Genomic DNA, 14,813 nt, shown 5'->3' on the forward strand with positions numbered 1-14,813 from the left:
CCGCGAGCCCGAAAATCGCCATCATGGAGGCATGCCCACCACACCTGAGCCGCCCTCCGGCGTGCCCGCCGACCCCTCGCACCCGGACGCTCCCGGGGCGACGCCGACCGCGGTCCCGACGACCGCCGTCGGGCACCGGCCCACCGCGCAGGAGGTGCGGCGGTGGCGTCGCTTCCTCGCCGACGAGCGCGCCGAGGCCGCGGTGTACCGGGACCTCGCGAGCCGCCGGACGGGCGAGGAGCGGGACATCCTGCTCGCGCTCGCGGAGGCGGAGCGCCGCCACGAGCAGCACTGGCTCGACCTGCTGGGCGAGGACGCGGGACGGCCGCTGCGCGGCGACTGGCGGACCCGCACGCTCGGGTGGCTCGCCCGGCGCTTCGGCGGCGTGTTCGTGCTCGCGCTCGCCCAGCGGGCCGAGGCGCGCTCGACGTACGCGACCGACGCCGACGCGACGCCCCGGATGGCGGCCGACGAGCGGATCCACGAGGAGGTCGTGCGCGGCCTCGCGACGCGCGGGCGCAACCGCATGTCGGGGACGTTCCGCGCGGCGGTGTTCGGCGCGAACGACGGCCTCGTGTCCAACCTCGCGCTGATCCTCGGCATCGGCGCGTCCGGGGCGTCGAACAGCACGGTGCTGCTCTCGGGCCTCGCGGGCCTGCTCGCGGGGGCCCTCTCGATGGGCGCGGGGGAGTACGTGTCCGTGCGCTCGCAGCGCGAGCTCCTCGACGCGTCGACGCCGAGCCCGCAGGCGTCGGCGGCGCTGCCCGACCTCGACGTGGACGCGAACGAGCTCGCGCTCGTCTACCGGGCGCGCGGCATGGCGCCCGCCGAGGCCGAGGAGCACGCGGCCGACGTCCTCGCGACGTACACCCAGCAGACCGTGATCGCGCCGCCGCCCGGCGTCGACGAGCACGAGACGCACGGGACCGCGATGGGGGCGGCGGTCTCGTCGTTCCTCTTCTTCGCGTCGGGTGCGCTCATCCCGGTCGTGCCGTACCTCCTGGGGATGACGGGCTTCCTCGCCGTCGGGGTGGCGGCGCTCCTCGTCGGGATCGCGCTCCTCGCGACCGGCGCGACCGTCGGGCTGCTCTCGGGGACGTCCCCGCTCACGCGGGCCCTGCGCCAGATCGCCATCGGGTTCGGCGCGGCCGCGGCCACGTACGCGCTCGGCCTGGTGTTCGGGGCGACCGTCGGGTGAAATCCGGCGCGTCGAGTGGTGAGCGTCACACTCCCGTGCCTACCGTGACCTCGGACGGGCTCCACGGCCCGCCCCTTCGCTGCACCGACGACCCACGGGGCACACGATGGACGCGACGCACGACGCGCAGGGCAGGCGCGCACCGGCCGCCCGTCGCTGGCTCGTGCGCGCGCTCGTCGCCGGAGGCGGCCTCGGTGCCGGCCTCGCGTTCGCCGTCGCGACCGCGGGCGGTGCGTCCGCCGCGGACGACCCGCTCGGGCTCGGCACGGCCCTCTCTCCCGTCACGTCGACGGTGCAGACCGTCGTCGACCCCGTCGTCCAGGACGTGGTGAAGCCCGTCGTGCGCGACGTCGTCGCCCCCGTGGTCCAGCCCGTCGCCCCGGTCGTGGAGCAGGTCGTCGCCCCCGTCGCCCCGGTGGTCGAGGAGGTCGCGCGGCCCGTCGCTCCCGTGGTCGAGCAGGTGGTCGAGCCCGTCGCCCCCGTGGTCGAGCAGGTCGTCGAGCCGGTGGCGCCCGTCGTCCAGCCGGTGACCGACGCCGTCGCTCCCGTGACCACGCCGGTGCTCGACGCCGTCGTGCCGGCCGCGACGCCCGTCGTCGAGGCGGTCGCCCCCGTGGCGAACCCCGTGCTCGAGGCGGTCTCGCCCGCGCTCGACCCGGTCACCCCGGTCCTGGAGGCGCTGACGCCGGTCCTCGACGTCCTGGCCCCCGTGACCGACCCGATCCTCGGCCCCGTCACGGGCCCGCTCGCTCCGCTGGACCCGCTGACGCCGCTGCTCCCCGGGACGCCCGGCACGGGCGGTCCGGGCACGGACGACCCGGTGGTCGACGGGCCGTCGACTCCTGGCCCGGGCACGGCCGACCCGGGGAAGGTCGTCGTCGCCCCGACGGTGACCGCTGCCCCCGTGCCCCCGCCCGCCGCACCCGCGACCGCCGTGGCCCCCGCGACCACGGCGGACCGCGACGGCCCCGGGGCCTCGGACGCGCGCGCCCGGACGGTGCCGGTCGACGTCGCACCGACCGGCGCGCCGCCCGGTGAGGCGCTGCCCTCCGACGCGCCGGCCGGCCTCGGGGACCTCCCCTCCGAGGGCGGTCCCGGCACGACCCCCTCGCCCTCCGGCAGCGCGCAGCGCGCCGGGTCGGGCGGCGAGCTCGCGGCGGTCGGCAGCGGCGCCGACGCCCCCGCGCTCTCTTCCTGGACCGCCGTCGTGGACGACGCGCGGTCGAAGCACCCCTCGACCTTCTTCGAGGTCCCCGTCTCTCCTGCCTGACGAGGCTCGCGTCGCGCCCCGAGCGCGGCACACGCGACCCGGCGCCGTCGTGCGCCAGCCACTTCTGAGCAGGAAAGAGAAACGATCATGCACACCTTCGTCCGGCGCGCGCTGCGCACAGCGCTCGTCACAGGCGGCCTCGTGGTCGTCGGGGCCGGAGCGGCCCACGCAGCCGAGGGCGACCTCCTCGGCGATCTCGGACTGGACGTGTCGGTCGAGGCTCCGCTGAGCCAGGTGACCGAGGTCCTGCCCGACGTCACGGTCGACGTGCCCGTGCACGTCCCCGTGACCGTGTCCGACGTCGCGGTGGGCGCCCTGGGCGACGCCGCCGTCACCCCCGAGCCGGCGCCTGCGCCCGCACCGGAGCCCGCTCCGGCGGCTCCCGCGGACGTGGACGTCGACGTGCCGGTGACCATTCCGGTGGACGTGTCCGGGGTCGCTGCCGGTGTCCTGGGTGACGCCGTGGTGACCCAGGCTCCGGCCGAGCCGACGCCCGCGCCGGAGCCTGCTCCTGCGCCGGAGCCCGCTCCCGCCACGGGGGCGGACCCGGCGGACATCGACCTCGACGTGCCGGTCACGGTTCCGGTGGACGTGTCGGGGGTCGCTGCGGGCGTCCTGGGTGACGCGGCGGTGACGCCGGCTCCGGTGGCGCAGCCGTCGGCCCCTGCGGCCGGTGATGGCGCCGAGGGCTCGACCGGTGGGACGGCGTCCGGGGTGGACGTCGACGTGCCGGTGACGGTCCCGGTGAACGTGTCGGGGGTTGCTGCCGGTGTCCTGGGTGACGCCACGGTGGCCCCGGCTCCGGTGGCGCAGCCGTCGGCTCCTGCGGCCGGTGACGGGACCGAGGGCTCGACCGGCGAGGAGGCGTCCGGCGTTGACGTCGACGTGCCGGTGACGGTTCCCGTGGACGTGTCGGGTGTCGCCGTCGGCGTGGGCGGAGACGCCACGGTCGGCGGCGGGACGGCCGGCGAGGGCTCGGGCGACGGCACCGGCTCGGCCGGCGGCACCGACGGCTCGGGCCTGCTCGACGGCGTCCTCGGCGAGGACGACCTCGTCGACGACCTGCTGGGCGACGGTCTCCTCGGGGGCGGTCTGCTCGGCGAGAGCGACGGCCTCCTGGACGGCGTGCTCGGCGAGGACGGTCTCGTGGACGACCTGCTCGGCGGCTCGTCCGGCGACGGTCTGCTCGACGGCGTGCTGGGCGAGGACGGGCTGCTGGGCGACGGCGGCGTGCTGGACGTCGTTCTCGGTGAGGACGGCGTCCTCGGGGCGCTGCCCGACCTGGACGTCGACCTGCCGGTGACCGTGCCCGTGACGGTCTGCGGCGTGGGTGTGGGCCTCCTGGGCGACGCCTCCGCGGGGTGCCCGACGGCCGCCGTCGTGCCGACGGACCCGACGGACCCGACGGACCCGACCGACCCGACGGACTCGACGGACCCGACGGACCCGACGGACCCGACGGACCCGACGGACCCGACGGACCCGACGGACCCGACGGACCCGGGGACGAACGGCGGCACGGTGACCCGGGTGCTCGACCCGGTCAGCACGGGGACGGGCGTCTCGGCCGCCACCGCAACCGGTGCGGCGACGGCCGCGTCGGGCGCCGTCACGGCGTCGGGCCCGACCGCCCTCGCCACGACGGGCGCGGGCGGTGACCTCGGTCTGCTCGTGATGGCCGGGCTGCTGACACTGCTCGGTCTGTCGCTCCAGCGCTTCCGCCGGAAGTCCTGGGTCGCGGACCCGGACGCCTACACCCCGGTCTTCACCGACCGGAGCTGACGTCCAGAGACGGCAGGACCGCCCGGGCCGTGCGCCCGGGCGGTCCTCGCCGTGCTGCGGAGTCGCCGGTCGCTAGACGACGAGCCCCAGGAGCAGGACGACGACGAGCGCCACGACGGACAGCACGCACTCCATGAGGGACCACGTCTTGAACGTCTGCCCGACCGTCATGCCGAAGTACTCCTTGACGAGCCAGAAGCCGGCGTCGTTGACGTGGGAGAGGAACACCGACCCGGCCCCGATGGAGAGCACGAGCAGCGCCGCGTGCGTCGGGGCGAGGTCGGCCGCGATCGGCGCCATGATGCCCGCGGCGGTGATGGTCGCGACGGTCGCGGAGCCGGTGGCGACGCGGATGAGGACGGCGACGATCCAGCCCGCGAGCAGCGGCGTGATGTTCGCGTCCGAGATGCCCTTCGCGACGACGTCCCCGACGCCCGAGTCGACGAGCGTCTGCTTGAAGCCGCCGCCGGCGCCGACGATGAGGAGGATGCCCGCGATCGGCGCGAACGACGAGTCGACGAGCTTGCTCACCTGGTCGCGGGTGCGGCCGAGCGCGGAGCCCAGCACGACGAGCGAGGCGAGCGCGGTGATGAGCAGCGCGACGAGCGGCGTGCCGATGAACTCGAAGACGCGGCCCCAGCCGGTGTCGATGGACCCGGTGACCTCGACGAGGGTGCGGGCCAGCATGAGGATCACCGGCAGCAGGACGACGCCGACGGACACCGCGAAGCTGGGGCGCGGGGCGTCCTCGTCGCGCTCGGTGATGCCGAGCACGGACGTGGGCGGCGGGAGCGGGACCCAGCGCGCGAGGGGCTTGGCGAGCAGCGGTCCGGCGACGATGACGGTCGGGATCGCGACGAGCAGGCCGAGGCCGAGCGTGAGACCGAGGTCGGCGCCGAGCGCGTCGATCGCGAGCAGCGGCCCGGGGTGCGGCGGCACGAGGCCGTGCAGCGCGGACAGGCCGGCGAGCGCCGGGATGCCGACGAGGATCGGGTTCGTGCGGACGCGCTTCGCGACGAGCATGACCACGGGGACGAGGAGCACGACGCCGACCTCGAAGAACAGCGGGATGCCGATGACGAAGGCGATGAGCGCCATGGCCCACGGCAGGCGCTGGGTCGAGGTCTTGCCGAGGATCGTGTCGACGATCTGGTCGGCGCCCCCGGAGTCGATGAGCAGCTTGCCGATGATCGCGCCGAGCGCGATGAGCACGCCGACCCCGGCGACGGTCGAGCCGAGCCCGGCCGAGAAGCTGGTGAACGCGTCGACGAAGTCGATGCCCGCGACGACCGCGAGCACGGCCGAGCCGATCATCAGCGCGAGGAACGGGTGCAGCTTGAGCCACACGATGAGCACGACGATCGTCGCGATGCCGACGACGGCCGCCAGGATGAGCTGGGCGGTGCCGGCGTCGGTGGCGGGGGAGTCCTCCGCGGCGCGCGCGACGGTCGCGAGCGCCGGGGCGTGCTGGGCGAGGGTGGCGATCACGGGCGCGCCTCCGTCCCGCGCGCGGGCGCGGCGCAGTCGGCGCGGCGCTCCAGGACGAGGTCCGCGATCGCGTCGGGCGCGAGGGTCACGTCGACGGTGAAGCCGGGCTCGTCGTCGGCCAGGGGCTCGAGCGTGGCGAGCTGGGACGGCAGGAGCGACGTGGGCATGAAGTGCCCGCTGCGGTGCTGCATGCGCTCGGCGAGGAGCTCGGGGGTGCCGTCGAGGTGGACGAAGCACACCTCGCCGCGGGCGGTGCGCAGCAGGTCGCGGTAGGTGCGCTTGAGCGCGGAGCACGTGACGACGCCGGACCTGCCGGCCTCCGCCTCGCTGCTCAGCCAGTCGCGGATCGCCTCGAGCCAGGGCCACCGGTCGTCGTCGGTGAGCGGCGTCCCGGCGCTCATCTTGTCGATGTTGGCCTGCGGGTGGAAGCGGTCGGCCTCTGCGTACTCGGTGCCGAGGCGCTGCGCGAGCAGCGTCGCGACGGTGGTCTTGCCCGAGCCGGCGACGCCCATGACGACGAGGTGCTGGGGCAGGGGGTGGTGCTCGGTGTCGTCGGGCCGGTCGGTGGAGCTGACGTCGGTGTCCATGTGTCGACTTCCGTGTCGGGTGGGGGCGTCCGGTCGGGTCGGGGCGCTACGGCCCCGGCCGTCCCGGTGGCGACCGTCGTGGTCGTCCTCGGCCTCCACTGTGGGGCATTGGTAGCACCTTTGGCAAGTGATTGATAGCACCATTGGCCGCCACTAGGCTGCGAAGCATGGCGACGACGGTCCTGCACACCACCGTGCTCGACTCGCTCGGACGTCGCATCACCAGCGGCGACGTCCCCGCGGGCACGCCGCTGACCCTGGAGTCGATCGGCTCCGAGTTCGGGGTGTCGCGCACCGTCGCGCGCGAGGTCATGCGGCTCCTCGAAGGGCTCGGCCTCGTCCGGTCGAGGCGCCGCGTCGGGATCGTCGTGCTCGGCATCGAGGACTGGAACGTGCTCGACCCGCGCGTCATCCGCTGGCGGCTGGAGGGCCCCGGCCGCGACCCGCAGCTCCGCACGCTCACCGAGCTGCGGCACGCCGTCGAGCCGCTCGCCGCCGCCGGAGCCGCGCTCCACGCCACGCCCGCCGAGCGCGCCGAGCTCGTCGCCGCCGCCGGGCGCATGCGCCTGCTCGGGGAGGCGGGCGACCTCGAGGAGTTCCTCGCGCTCGACGTCCGGTTCCACGAGATCCTGCTCCGCGCGAGCGGCAACGAGATGTTCGGCGCGCTCGCGGGGGTCGTCGCGGCCGTCCTCAGCGGCCGGACGCACCTCGGCCTCATGCCCGCCTCGCCCGTCCCCGAGGCCCTCGACCAGCACGAGGCCGTCGCGCGCGCGGTCGCGGACGGCGACCCGGAGGCCGCCGAGGCCGCGATGGCCGCGATCGTCGGCGAGGTGCGCACCGCGCTCGGCGGAGTCCCGCCCGCTCCCGCCTGAGCGGCACGCCCCGGTCCCGTCGAGGGCTGACGGGTCCCGCGGGCTCAGCGGGCGTGCACGCGGACCTCGGCCGCCTTGACGACGAACCACACGCGCTCGCCCGGCACCAGGCCGAGCTCGGCGACCGCGCGCGGCGTGAGGTCGGCGGCCAGGCGCGGCGCGTCGTGCCCGACGGCGGTCGTCGCCCCCGCGGTCGGGTCGCGCGGGTCGGCGCCCACCGCGCGCCCCCACACGCGCAGGAGCGGCCCGTGCGGCTCGACGCTCGTCACGACGACCCGGTACGCGTTGCGCGGGCTGCCCTCGGGCGTCGTGCGGTGCACGGCGACCGCGCGCGGCTCGAACACCGCGACGGCGCCGTCCCCGACCCCGAGCGGCTCGTCCGCCGTCCCGCGCACGCGGACCTCGGTGCCGTCGACGGCGACGGTCACCTCGCGCGCGAGGGTCTCCGCGCCCGGGGCGTCCGTCGCTCCCTCCACCAGGTCCGTCCCGTCCGCGGTCCCGCCCGCTCTCTCTGGCGCACCACCGCCCGCCGTCCGCGCCGGCTCCGGGACGGCGACGTGCGCGACGCTCCCCGCGAGCAGGTTGACGCCCGCGAGGCGCGCGGCGAACCGCGACCGCGGCCGCGTGAGCACCGCGTCGACCGGGCCGTCCTCGACGACGCGGCCGCCCTCCAGCACGACGACGCGGTCCGCGAGGAGCAGCACGTCGAGCAGGTCGTGCGTCACGAGCAGGGTCGTGCGTGGGTGCTCGCGCTGCGCGTGGTGCAGCACGGTCCGGACGTGCTGCGCGACGCCGACGTCGAGCGACGCGAGCGGCTCGTCGAGCAGGAGCACGCGCGGGTCGGTCACGAGCGCCCGGGCGATCGCGACGCGCTGCGCCTGCCCGCCCGACAGGTCGGTCGAGCGGCGCCGCGCGAGGTCCGCCGCGCCGACGCGGGCGAGCGCGTCGCGGGCCTCCCCGCGGGCACGGGCGCGGGGCACGCCGCGGGACCGGAGGCCGAACGCCACGTCGTCCTCGACCGACAGGTGCTCGAACAGCAGCGGGCGCTGGCTCAGCCACGCGAGGTGACGACGGCGCGGCGGGAGGCGCGAGACGTCGTCGTGCCCGACGGTGACGCGCGCACCGGGCGCCTCGCCCCGCGTGAGCAGGCCGGCGACGACCTGCACGAGCGTGGACTTGCCCGCCCCGTTCTCACCGAGCACCGCCACGACCTCGCCCGGCGCGACGGTCAGGTCCACGTCGAGCCCCCGCTCCGGCACGACGGCGCGCACGGCCAGCGCGGCGGGGGGCGCTCCCGTGTGCAGGACCGGCTTCCCGGAGGTCTCAGGCGTCCGGCCGGCCGGCCGGGGAGCGGAGACGACGGCGCGGGGGCGCGGGCCGCCGTCGGGCGACGAGCCCCGGACGCCTCGGCGCGGGCGGGCGCCGGGGCCCCCGAGCACGCCGGGCCCGTGGACGACGGCGGTGATGAGGACCGCCACCACGACGAGCACGAACGACAGCGCGACGGCGCTGTCCGGGTCCGCGCTGCGCTGGAGGTAGATCTCGAGCGGCAGCGTCTGCGTGACGCCCTGGAGCGCGCCCGCGAAGGTCAGGGTCGCCCCGAACTCGCCGAGGGCGCGCGCGAACGCGAGCACGGCACCCGACAGCAGCCCCGGCAGCACGCGGGGGAGCGTGACCCGGCGCAGGACGGTCGTCGGCCGGGCGCCGAGCGTCGCGGCGACGTCCTCGAGGCGCGTGTCCTGCGTGCGCAGGGCACCCTCCAGGCTGAGCACGAGGAACGGCAGCGCGACGAACGTCTGCGCCAGCACGACGGCCGTCGTCGTGAACGCGACCTCGACCCCCAGCACCTCGAGGTGCCGGCCGATCAGGCCCCGGCGCCCGAACGTGTGCAGCAGCGCGATCCCGCCGACGACGGGCGGCAGGACGAGCGGCAGGAGCACGAGGGCGCGCGCGACGCGCTGCCCGGGGAACGTGGTGCGCGCGAGGACGAGCGCCATGGGCGTGCCGAGCACCACGCAGCACGCGGTCGCGGCGAGCGCGGTGCGCAGCGACAGGCCGAGCGCGTCGAGAGCCGCCGGCGAGGTCACGAGCGCCCAGAAGCCGCCGGTCCCGTCCGGACCCGGCGCGAGCTCCACGCGCCCGACCATCGCCACCACGGGCACGACGACGAACAGCGCGCCGAGCAGCGCGGGGACGAGGAGCCAGCGGGGCAGGCCGCGCATCAGGACCCGGCGGGCGACGCGGGCGTCACGGCGCGGAGGCGTCCGGCGCGCCGAACCCCGCGGCGGCGAGCGCGGCCTGCCCGGCGTCGCCGGTCACGAGGTCCACCCATGCCTGCGCGAGCGCGACCTGCTCCGGGCCGGCCTCCTCGGCCGCCGCGACGAGCGCGATCGGGTAGACGTTGAGCGCGGCGTCGGTCTCGGGCACGTCCACGACGTCGACGTCGTCGCCCGCGAGCGTCGCGTCGGTGACGTAGACGAGGCCCGCGTCGGCCTCGCCCGACGTCACCTTGCCGAGCACGTCGGTGACGCTGGCCTCCTCGCTCACGCGGTGGACGGTGACGCCCGCGGCCTCGGCGACGGTGTCGGTCGCGCTGCCGCACGGCACCTCCGGCGCGCACACGACGACCTTGACGTCGTCCCGGGCGAGGTCGGCGAACGCCTCGACGCCCGCGGGGTTGCCGGGCGGCGTCACGATCGTCAGCGTGTTCGTCGCGAACGCGACGGGGTCGGCGGCGTCCCCCGCGTCCACGACGCGCGCCATGGAGCGCTCGTCCGCGGACGCGAAGACGTCGGCCGGCGCGCCGGCGAGGATCTGGTCGCCGAGGTCGGACGACCCGGCGAACGACAGCGCGACGGTCACGCCGTCGTGGTCGTCCTCGAAGTCCGCCGCGAGGTCGGTGAACACGTCGCGCAGCGACGCTGCGGCGAGCACGGTGAGGGTGCGGTCCTCGGCCGTCGTGCGCGCGGGGTCGGGGGTGGCGCCGTCGTCGGTCCCCGCCCCCGTGGCGCACGCGGAGAGGCCGGCGACCAGGGCCGCCGCCGCGAGCGCCGCGACAGGGCCCCGGGCGGGACGGCGGGTCGTCGTGCGTGCGGGCGCGCTCACGCGGCTCCTCCGGGGGTCTCGACGATGACGGTCGTCGCCTTGACCACCGCGACGGCCAGGCTGCCGGGCTCGAGCCGCAGCTCGCGCACGGCCTCCGTGCTCATGAGGGACACGACGCGCTGGCCGCCGCAGAGCATCTCGACCTGGGACATGACGGTGTCGCTCACGACGTCCGTCACGATCCCCACGAACCGGTTGCGGGCCGAGCGGGCGACACCCGACGGGTCGGGCGTCGGGTGCGACTGCGCGACGGCGAAGCGCGCGAGCTCCGCGCCGTCGACGACCTTGCGCCCGGCGTCGTCGGCGCTCGCGGCGAGGTCTCCGGCGTCGACCCAGCGGCGGACGGTGTCGTCGCTGACCCCGAGCAGGCTCGCGGCCTCGCGGATCCGAAAGTGCGGCATGAGAGCGACTCTAGACCCGCATCTGCGGAGTGTCCTCCGACGGAGGGTGTGCTGGGCTTCGGGGTCCGGCTGGGGAGGTGCAGTCTTCCCGCTTCCCGGTGGACGCCCCTGGCGTGGGGCTAGGCGACGTGCAGCTGGCACTCGGGGCACACGAGCACGGCCGAGGCAGCTTCGTCGCGAGTGATCGGGCAACGATGGGGGCACAGGATGCTCACTCGGTGCGGGACACGGGAGCCGGGGATCGAGCCCCAGGCGATGATGTGCAGGACGCGGGCGCGTGCTTGGCCACCGCAGCCCGGACAGTCCACGGCGATCCACTTCTCGATGACGCTCATGGCGGCTCACGCTCTCGGCGTAGTCTCTGCGCCCCTGACGGTTGCGGTACGCCGTCGTGGCCCGGGAGGTCCTCCGGAAGCGGGCTGCTTCACGACCGGCGTTCCCCGCGACACGTGGTCGCGTCTCTCACGATGCGCCCTCCGTGGCCAGCTCGCCACACCGGGGGCCGGAGCAGACGGGCGAGTCGTCAGGTGCGCCAGGTGGGGTCGAAGTCCGGGTGCTGGGCGTAGGGCGTGGCGAGGGCTCGCAGGATGCGGTCACCGACGAAGGCGACGCCGCTCTGGGCGCGCTCGTCGGTGTCACGCTCGAGGTCGGCAGTCATGTCGTACCCGGTGGCCTCGTAGGCGAGGGTGATGATGCGTCGTTTCATCGCGCACTCGGTCAGGAGCCGTGAGCGTGACCACGGCGCTGGAGGTCCCGGCTCGTCATCGAGGGTCGCGCACGCTGCCTCGTCCTCGTCGATCCGAGCGAGGAGGAACTCCGTCAAGGCCATCTGCTCATCCTCTCACCGACGGCTGGGCAGGCTTTCGTGGACACAGCGAGCAACCCGTCCAGGTGTAGTGTCGAAGTGTGGTTGATCGCCGGATCGGCCCACGCGACGCCGATCGAGAAGGCTCTCGGACGCCGGGCGAGATGGACGCCCCGGACGAGGACACCTCGGGCGCGCGATGGGACGACGACGGGGGTTATGAACCCGACCTGGAGGACGCACCGATCTCCTTGAGTGGGGCGCCTGACGCCTCCCCGACTGCCGCGACGGCAGCGGATGCGAGCCGGCCCGCCGGTTCCGAGCATCGGACGTCACCATGAGCACCACCACCCCTAATGCCACGTCCTTCGGCCGGGTGCAGGACACCGCACTGCAGCTGCGGGGCGTCCTGGACACTGCGCTGCCGCGCGAGCTCGGCACCGACGCGGAGCCTCCCCTCTACACCGTGACCGCCGTCTTCTCCCGCCGCGTGTCGGGTCCGGAGCAAGCGTTGCTCGAGCTGCCCGCCGTCACGACGTTGCTCGCCGATCATGGCTATGCGGGGGTCAGGCTACGGGTGGAGGACCGGCGCCTGCTCATCGAGAACACGAACCTCGCCATGCTCTCCGGCGGGCTCGCCCACGAGATCGCGACGGTGATCCGGGACACCCAGGAGGCGATCGCGACAGAACGGACCAGGCGGGCGGACGAGCTCGAGGCCTGGCGCGCGGCCGAGGCGGTGCGTGCCGCGAGCGTGAAGGCCGAGGCCGACCGTGTCCGCTTCGAGTGAGGCGCCGCCGCCCCAGGTCCTGACGGTCCGCGCGCTGCCTGCGGCGCGGGCGACGGCTCGGGACTACTCGGTGCTGGCGAAGATCGTGCGCGAGTCCGGGCTGCTGCGTCGGCGGTACGGCTACTACTGGACCCGGCTCGTCCTGACGGTCGCAGCGTTCGGTGCCGTCTGGGCCGGGATCGTCCTCATGGGTGACTCCTGGTGGCAGCTCCTGCTGGCCGTGGTGCTCGCCCTCGTTCTCGCCCAGCTCGCGTTCCTGGGTCACGACAGCTCCCACCGGCAGGTGTTCCGGTCGCGGGCCTGGAACGACTGGACCGCTCGCATCCTCGCGAACGCGCTCGTCGGGCTCAGCCACGCCTGGTGGACGATGAAGCACGACGCGCACCACGCGGCCCCGAACCAGGAGGGCCATGACCCGGACATCTCACCGGGCGTGATCGCGTTCACGCCCGCCGTCATCGCGAGCCGGCACGGCTGGCGAGGGTGGCTGGCACGTCGGCAGGGCTGGTACTTCTTTCCCCTGCTCGCCCTGGAGGGCCTCAACCTGCACGTCGCGAGCGTGCGCCGGGTGCTCGGCCGTCGGCCCGTGCCGCACCGTGGCGTGGAGGTCCCGGTCCTGCTCCTACGGCTCGCGCTCTACCTGGTGGCGCTGGGCCTGCTGCTCCCCCCGACCGTCGCGGGGGCGTTCCTGGCCGTGCAGCTCGCGGTGTTCGGCGTCCTGCTCGGGGGCGCGTTCGCCCCGAACCACAAGGGCATGCCGATCGTCCCGGCGACCGCGGACGTCGACTTCCTGCGCCGCCAGGTCCTCATGTCCCGCAACATCCGCGGCGGCCCGGTCGTCGACTTCTTCATGGGCGGTCTCAACCGCCAGGTGGAGCACCACCTGTTCCCGAGCATGCCGCGCCCGAACCTCAAGCGTGTCCAGCCCCTCGTGCGCGAGTACTGCTCCCAGCTCGGCGTGGCCTACACCGAGGTCGGGTTCTTCACCTCCTACCGGATCGTCGTCCAGTACCTCAACGACGTCCCCGGACGTGCTCGCGAACCGTTCTCCTGCCCCCTGGCAGCCAGCCTCGGCCGCTAGGAGCACCGGGCCGCGCGTACAGCCGCTCCCAGGTTCGTTCCCAGGTTGAGGGCGTAGGGTCGGGCTATCCGCGGCGAACGTGCCCCATATGAGGTGCGCGGGCCCGGAACCGCAAGGAGGCCACCATGGCCACCACCCCGCTCAGCTCCGCGACGAACGGACAGCCCACCGCCGCCGTGTCAGGCAGCCATCCCGACTCACGCGTGTCCCGCACGTCGGGCAACCCGACAAGAACTCCCCGAACCCGCACCGGAGCAACCTGGGTCGGCCTGTGCGTCGCCGCCCTCGTCCTGGTCGCACTCATCGTGTTCATGCTCCAGAACACCCAGCTCGTGATCGTCTCCTTCCTCGGCTGGCAAGGTTCCGTCCCGCTCGCCCTGGCCCTGCTCATCGCAGGCATCGGCGTCGGGATCGTCGCCCTCGTCGTCGGTACCCTGCGCATCCACCAGCTCCGCCGACGCCTCGCACGCCAGGTCTAGCACCGCGGCGCACGATGACCGACGACCGAGAGACCTCGATCCACCGACCCGCCGACCTCGTGGGCGAGATCGACGCCTCCCAGCGCGAGATGGAAGACGTCATCTCGGTCGTCGACCAGGGGGCGCCCGTCGAGCTCGTCCTCTACGTCGCCGCACGCGCGCGCCTCGACACGGCCGTCGCCGCATGGAACCAGCGTGTGGGAGCCATCCAGCCACCACCTCGGTGACCGCGAGCCTGACGCACCGCCTGGTGCTCGAGCTCCAGGTGGAGCACGTCGGTCGCGAAGACGTCAACCGGGGGAGCGCGCCCGACCGTCGGTCCTCGCAGCGCTGGGCGGTGCAGCGTGGGTGAGACCGCCGTCGTTCCTCGCGGTATCGAGCAAGCGGGTCGTCGGGCGAAGCGCGATCACGGGACGTGCCGTCGTCAGGACTGACGGCTGGGCGACGCTGGTCGGGCGTGGCATGGTCGATCGGCTACGCGGAGGGTCGCGTGGTGCTCCACACGAAGAGGTCCGACGCTCCTGCGAGCTCGAGCACGTCTCGGGCGTAGTCGCTGCAGCCCAGGATGATCGGCCGCAGAGGTGCGCTGGCGGCAAGCAGGAGGAGGCTGACACCGGCGGAGTCCAGGAACGTGACGCGCGAGGCATCGATGTGCAGCGCCCCATGGGCCGGGCTCGGGCGAGGTTGCGCGGACTCGACGACGGCGTAGTCGATCTCGCCCCACAGCTCCCACGAGTCGGGGCTGGATCGCAGGCCTCCGTGCAACGGGACGGGAGGATACGTGGCCGGGTCGCTCTCGTGAGCCATGCGGGTGCCTTTTTCCGTCGAGGCCGGCCGACGCGGGAACACTGTCGGCTCCCAACCTCTCACACTCGCTGCTTCGGCGGGGGTCGGTCACCCGTCCCTCTTCACCCCGTCGTTTCGTACGACGTGCTCGTCTCGAGCTTCCGGCTCG

At 74.8% G+C, this 14,813-nt stretch carries 15 protein-coding genes and 1 pseudogene; 8 read left to right on the forward strand and 8 right to left on the reverse strand.

The window, feature by feature from the left end; all coding sequences use genetic code 11:
• Positions 1-31: 31 nt before the first annotated feature.
• From AC3WT4_RS01530 to AC3WT4_RS01540, 3 genes are all read left to right on the forward strand, one after another.
• Positions 32-1,198 (forward strand): VIT1/CCC1 transporter family protein, encoded by a 1,167-nt coding sequence (locus AC3WT4_RS01530; protein ID WP_400110701.1) that lies wholly within the window; start codon positions 32-34, stop codon positions 1,196-1,198.
• A 106-nt stretch (positions 1,199-1,304) separates the two neighbouring features.
• Positions 1,305-2,468 (forward strand): hypothetical protein, encoded by a 1,164-nt coding sequence (locus AC3WT4_RS01535; RefSeq protein WP_492314523.1) that lies wholly within the window; start codon positions 1,305-1,307, stop codon positions 2,466-2,468.
• An 87-nt stretch (positions 2,469-2,555) separates the two neighbouring features.
• Entirely contained in the window at positions 2,556-4,250 is a 1,695-nt protein-coding gene (locus tag AC3WT4_RS01540) for a hypothetical protein (protein ID WP_492314524.1), read from the forward strand.
• A 72-nt stretch (positions 4,251-4,322) separates the two neighbouring features.
• On the opposite strand, the gene AC3WT4_RS01545 is transcribed toward AC3WT4_RS01540, so the two are convergent.
• Together AC3WT4_RS01545 and AC3WT4_RS01550 are read right to left on the reverse strand one after the other, a co-directional pair.
• Complete coding sequence (locus AC3WT4_RS01545; RefSeq protein WP_492314525.1) at positions 4,323-5,738, reverse strand: GntT/GntP/DsdX family permease; 1,416 nt, start codon at positions 5,736-5,738, stop codon at positions 4,323-4,325.
• On the reverse strand, positions 5,735-6,325 hold the full coding sequence (locus AC3WT4_RS01550) for a gluconokinase (RefSeq protein ID WP_257416528.1): 591 nt from the start codon (positions 6,323-6,325) through the stop codon (positions 5,735-5,737). The genes AC3WT4_RS01545 and AC3WT4_RS01550 overlap by 4 nt, the downstream gene beginning before the upstream one ends.
• Positions 6,326-6,492: 167 nt before the next feature.
• On the opposite strand from AC3WT4_RS01550, the gene AC3WT4_RS01555 reads away from it, so the two are divergent.
• Positions 6,493-7,197 (forward strand): FadR/GntR family transcriptional regulator, encoded by a 705-nt coding sequence (locus AC3WT4_RS01555; protein ID WP_009865933.1) that lies wholly within the window; start codon positions 6,493-6,495, stop codon positions 7,195-7,197.
• A 44-nt stretch (positions 7,198-7,241) separates the two neighbouring features.
• Here the strand turns inward: AC3WT4_RS01555 and AC3WT4_RS01560 are convergent, their stop codons facing one another.
• The 5 genes and pseudogenes from AC3WT4_RS01560 to AC3WT4_RS01580 form a co-directional block, all read right to left on the reverse strand.
• The gene (locus tag AC3WT4_RS01560; protein ID WP_492314553.1) at positions 7,242-8,678 is read right to left on the reverse strand and encodes a sulfate/molybdate ABC transporter ATP-binding protein; all 1,437 of its coding nucleotides are present in this window, start codon (positions 8,676-8,678) and stop codon (positions 7,242-7,244) included.
• Positions 8,652-9,419: pseudogene (locus AC3WT4_RS01565) on the reverse strand (ABC transporter permease); the annotation flags it as partial. The gene AC3WT4_RS01560 and the pseudogene AC3WT4_RS01565, both read right to left, overlap by 27 nt.
• A gap of 25 nt (positions 9,420-9,444) precedes the next feature.
• Positions 9,445-10,302 carry a molybdate ABC transporter substrate-binding protein gene (modA, locus tag AC3WT4_RS01570; RefSeq protein WP_257417221.1) on the reverse strand — a complete coding sequence of 286 codons (858 nt, stop codon included), beginning with the start codon at positions 10,300-10,302 and terminating at the stop codon, positions 9,445-9,447.
• Entirely contained in the window at positions 10,299-10,703 is a 405-nt protein-coding gene (locus AC3WT4_RS01575; RefSeq protein WP_074803402.1) for a TOBE domain-containing protein, read from the reverse strand. The genes modA and AC3WT4_RS01575 overlap by 4 nt, the downstream gene beginning before the upstream one ends.
• A 523-nt stretch (positions 10,704-11,226) precedes the next feature.
• Positions 11,227-11,532, reverse strand: coding sequence for a DUF6221 family protein (locus AC3WT4_RS01580; protein WP_108046999.1), 306 nt, complete (start codon positions 11,530-11,532; stop codon positions 11,227-11,229).
• A 313-nt stretch (positions 11,533-11,845) separates the two neighbouring features.
• On the opposite strand from AC3WT4_RS01580, the gene AC3WT4_RS01585 reads away from it, so the two are divergent.
• The 4 genes from AC3WT4_RS01585 (at position 11,846) to AC3WT4_RS01600 (ending at position 14,085) form a co-directional block, all read left to right on the forward strand.
• Positions 11,846-12,298: a hypothetical protein gene (locus AC3WT4_RS01585; RefSeq protein ID WP_194521344.1), complete on the forward strand. Its 453-nt coding sequence runs from the start codon at positions 11,846-11,848 to the stop codon at positions 12,296-12,298.
• On the forward strand, positions 12,282-13,379 hold the full coding sequence (locus AC3WT4_RS01590) for a fatty acid desaturase family protein (RefSeq protein WP_492314526.1): 1,098 nt from the start codon (positions 12,282-12,284) through the stop codon (positions 13,377-13,379). Before AC3WT4_RS01585 ends, AC3WT4_RS01590 begins: the two co-directional genes overlap by 17 nt.
• A 125-nt stretch (positions 13,380-13,504) precedes the next feature.
• Positions 13,505-13,858: a LapA family protein gene (locus AC3WT4_RS01595; RefSeq protein WP_171468444.1), complete on the forward strand. Its 354-nt coding sequence runs from the start codon at positions 13,505-13,507 to the stop codon at positions 13,856-13,858.
• A gap of 14 nt (positions 13,859-13,872) precedes the next feature.
• The gene (locus AC3WT4_RS01600; RefSeq protein ID WP_114553883.1) at positions 13,873-14,085 is read left to right on the forward strand and encodes a hypothetical protein; all 213 of its coding nucleotides are present in this window, start codon (positions 13,873-13,875) and stop codon (positions 14,083-14,085) included.
• A gap of 247 nt (positions 14,086-14,332) precedes the next feature.
• On the opposite strand, the gene AC3WT4_RS01605 is transcribed toward AC3WT4_RS01600, so the two are convergent.
• Positions 14,333-14,665, reverse strand: a complete 333-nt coding sequence (locus AC3WT4_RS01605; RefSeq protein WP_043652484.1) for an STAS domain-containing protein — start codon at positions 14,663-14,665, stop codon at positions 14,333-14,335.
• Positions 14,666-14,813: the final 148 nt, after the last annotated feature.

The organism is Cellulosimicrobium sp. EB106-03-01-XG111 (genome assembly GCF_058792115.1).

Excerpts from the sequence above, each read along its gene's own strand:
- AC3WT4_RS01550 (WP_257416528.1), bottom strand. The coding sequence starts at position 6,325 with ATGGACACCGACGTCAGCTCCACCGACCGGCCCGACGACACCGAGCAC.
- AC3WT4_RS01600 (WP_114553883.1), top strand. The coding sequence starts at position 13,873 with ATGACCGACGACCGAGAGACCTCGATCCACCGACCCGCCGACCTCGTG.
- AC3WT4_RS01580 (WP_108046999.1), bottom strand. The coding sequence starts at position 11,532 with ATGGCCTTGACGGAGTTCCTCCTCGCTCGGATCGACGAGGACGAGGCA.
- AC3WT4_RS01540 (WP_492314524.1), top strand. The coding sequence starts at position 2,556 with ATGCACACCTTCGTCCGGCGCGCGCTGCGCACAGCGCTCGTCACAGGC.
- AC3WT4_RS01530 (WP_400110701.1), top strand. The coding sequence starts at position 32 with ATGCCCACCACACCTGAGCCGCCCTCCGGCGTGCCCGCCGACCCCTCG.
- AC3WT4_RS01535 (WP_492314523.1), top strand. The coding sequence starts at position 1,305 with ATGGACGCGACGCACGACGCGCAGGGCAGGCGCGCACCGGCCGCCCGT.
- AC3WT4_RS01595 (WP_171468444.1), top strand. The coding sequence starts at position 13,505 with ATGGCCACCACCCCGCTCAGCTCCGCGACGAACGGACAGCCCACCGCC.
- AC3WT4_RS01605 (WP_043652484.1), bottom strand. The coding sequence starts at position 14,665 with ATGGCTCACGAGAGCGACCCGGCCACGTATCCTCCCGTCCCGTTGCAC.
- AC3WT4_RS01575 (WP_074803402.1), bottom strand. The coding sequence starts at position 10,703 with ATGCCGCACTTTCGGATCCGCGAGGCCGCGAGCCTGCTCGGGGTCAGC.
- AC3WT4_RS01555 (WP_009865933.1), top strand. The coding sequence starts at position 6,493 with ATGGCGACGACGGTCCTGCACACCACCGTGCTCGACTCGCTCGGACGT.
- AC3WT4_RS01585 (WP_194521344.1), top strand. The coding sequence starts at position 11,846 with ATGAGCACCACCACCCCTAATGCCACGTCCTTCGGCCGGGTGCAGGAC.